Genomic DNA, 2,645 nt, shown 5'->3' on the forward strand with positions numbered 1-2,645 from the left:
GATGTCTAATAACAGATGCTGTTGTCACTACCTTTGCGTAGTTGTCAATGGGTATGGCGATTTGGGAGGTCGCCGGACGAGGCTGCTGCGGCCACCGGCTGACGGCGGTTTGGTTTTCTGAAAGGCAGGGTGCTAAGGGGTTTAGCCAAATGAAACTGACCTTACGTCAGCAACAGGTATACGACTTCATCGCGGCGGCGGTGGGCGACGGCGGCTTGCCGCCGACGCGGGCCGAGATCGCTCGAAAGTTCGGCTTCAAGTCCATCAACGCATCCGAGCAGCACTTGCGCGCGCTGGCGCGAAAGGGCGTGATCGATCTGATGGCCGGTACCTCGCGCGGGATTCGTATCAAGAAGGCGAGCGGACTGCCGGTGGTGGGGCAGGTGGTGCCGGGGACGCCGCTGCTGGCCGCGGAGAACCAGCAGGGTTCGCGGCCGGTCAACGGGGCCATGTTCAGTCCAAAAGCCGATTTTCTGCTGCGGGCCAGTGGTGTGGCGATGCGCGACGCGGGCATTGTCGACGGCGACCTGCTGGCGGTGCACGCCACCGCCCAGGTGCGTGACGGTGATGTCGTGGTGGCGCGCCTGAACGGCGAACTGCTGGTACGTCGGCTGCGCCGCAAGGCCGGCAAGGTAACGCTGGAGGCGGCCGCCGCGGAGCCGGCCGCCATCGAGGTCGACTCGCGACGCCAGGACTTCAGCATCGAGGGACTGGTGGTCGGCCTGATTCGCAGTTTCGACTGATCGCAACGCGCCGGCGGCGCGGGCACTGTCCGCGCCGCTGGTGTTTTCTGCAGTTGACAAAAATTTTACTTTTGCTTGGCATTGTGTTGAGACCGGCCGATAACTAATAAGCTCCGGACCTGACCCGCTTTTTGCGGGTGCCGCGAGGGGAGCCGAGCCGGATGAGCACCGTTGCCGAAGCCGCCAGCTGCCGCGAGGCGACGCCACCGCGCTATGACGTGCTGGTGGTGGGTGCCGGGTTGCACGGTGGCCTGGCGGCGCTGGCACTGCTCGATGCACGGCCCGGTCTGCGCCTGGCGCTGGTCGAGCGCGACGAACGTCCTGCCGGCAATCACACCTGGTGTTTCCACGCGGCCGACGTCCCACGCGACGTCGGTGGCTGGTTCGGCCGCCTGCCGGTGCTCGAATGGCCGGGCTACCGGGTGGCGTTCCCGGGCTTCAGCCGCGAACTCGCCCTGCCTTATCGCTGCCTGACCGCTGATGCCCTGGTGGCGGCGCTGCGCGCGGTGTTTGCCGAGCGGCCCCAGGCGACGCTGCTGACCGGCTGCGCGGTGCAGGCGGTGTCCGCCGATTGCGTGACCCTGGTGGATGGCCGTGTGCTGCGCGCGGATTGCGTCATCGACGCGCGTGGCGGCGCGACGCAGGACCAGCGCGGCGGCTACCAGAAGTTCCTTGGCCTGGAAGTGGCGCTCGAAGCCGACTGTGGCCTCGACCGCCCGGTGCTGATGGACGCCTGCCTGGCGCAGGGGCCGCAGTTTCGTTTCATGTATGTGCTGCCGTTGGCGCCACGGCGGCTGCTGATCGAAGACACGGCCTTCGCGCTGACGCCCGACCTGGACGCGGCGGGCTGCCGCGCGGCGATCCGCGCCTACGCTGCCGGGCACGGGTGGCACATCACGCAGGTGGTGCGCGAGGAGTCCGGTGTGCTGCCCATGCCCTGGCGCGGCCGACCACCGGCGCCGGCACGTCCACTCACCTTGGGCTACAGCGGTGGCTGGTACCACCCGGCGACCGGTTATTCCATGCCGGCGGCGCTGCGAGTGGCCGACCTGCTGGCGCGTCACGGCACCGAGGCGGTGCCGGCCATCCAGGCCGCCTGGCACGCTCAGGCGCGCCAGTTCCGCTTTGGGCAGTTACTCAATCTGCTGGCGTTCCGTGGGTTTCGCCCGGACCTGATGTGGCACCCGTTCGCCCGCTTCTATCGCTTGCCGCTGGCCACCATCGAGCGCTTCTATGGCCAGCGCAGTACCGTGTTGGACGCTGCACGCCTGTTGCTCGGGAGACCGCCGCGCGGGTTCGGCAGTGCCTGGTGGGGACGCGACAGGAGGGCGAGGGCATGCTCATGAGATCCCCGTTGATGGATGCGGGCGGTGGTGAGCGGCGCACGGGGGACGACGCGTCGGTGGACCTGGCCGGTTTCGTCGCGCGGCGGCTGCCCGGCATCGGCACGGGTACGGCCACTCCGATCGCTGAGGCGGTGCTGCAGGACAGCGTGTACGCGCCGCTGCTGGAGTTCCTGGGCCGACCGAGCAAGGGGCTGCGGGCGCGCCTGGTGGGCCACGCCTGGCGCCTGTGCGGCGGGCGCGGTGAGTTGCCGCCCACGCTGGCCATGCTGCCGGAGCTGCTGCACAGCGCGTCGCTCATCGTCGACGACATCCAGGACGGCGCCGACAGCCGCCGTGGCGGGCCGGCGCTGCATCGGGTGATTGGGGTCGGTCCGGCCCTGAATGTCGCCAACTGGTTGTACTTCTGGCCGCAGGCGCTGGTGGAGGAACTGCCGCTGTCGGCGGCGCGCCGGCGCCGCTGCACGCAGCTGATCACCGACACCCTGCTGGACTGCCATCGTGGTCAGGCGCTGGACCTGGGGGTGGTGGTGTGGCGTCTGCCGCCGGAGCAGGTGCC

General features: G+C 69.0%; 3 protein-coding genes. All 3 read left to right on the plus strand.

Going from position 1 to position 2,645, the window contains the following annotated elements; translation table 11 throughout:
- The first annotated feature begins 149 nt into the window (after nt 1-149).
- A complete protein-coding gene (gene lexA, locus ABYX71_RS11425) occupies nt 150-743 on the plus strand; it encodes a transcriptional repressor LexA (protein WP_372696619.1) in 594 nt (197 codons plus the stop codon).
- Between the two features lie 161 nt (nt 744-904).
- Complete coding sequence (gene crtY, locus ABYX71_RS11430) at nt 905-2,089, plus strand: lycopene beta-cyclase CrtY (RefSeq protein WP_372696620.1); 1,185 nt, start codon at nt 905-907, stop codon at nt 2,087-2,089.
- Nucleotides 2,080-2,645, plus strand: a 566-nt coding sequence (locus ABYX71_RS11435; RefSeq protein WP_372696621.1) for a polyprenyl synthetase family protein, incomplete at its 3' end; no start/stop codon positions are given. The genes crtY and ABYX71_RS11435, both read left to right, overlap by 10 nt.

Source organism: Immundisolibacter sp., assembly GCF_041625615.1.
In the GTDB taxonomy this organism is placed as follows: Bacteria; Pseudomonadota; Gammaproteobacteria; order Immundisolibacterales; family Immundisolibacteraceae; genus Immundisolibacter.

Excerpts from the sequence above, each read along its gene's own strand:
- crtY (WP_372696620.1), top strand. The coding sequence starts at position 905 with ATGAGCACCGTTGCCGAAGCCGCCAGCTGCCGCGAGGCGACGCCACCG.
- lexA (WP_372696619.1), top strand. The coding sequence starts at position 150 with ATGAAACTGACCTTACGTCAGCAACAGGTATACGACTTCATCGCGGCG.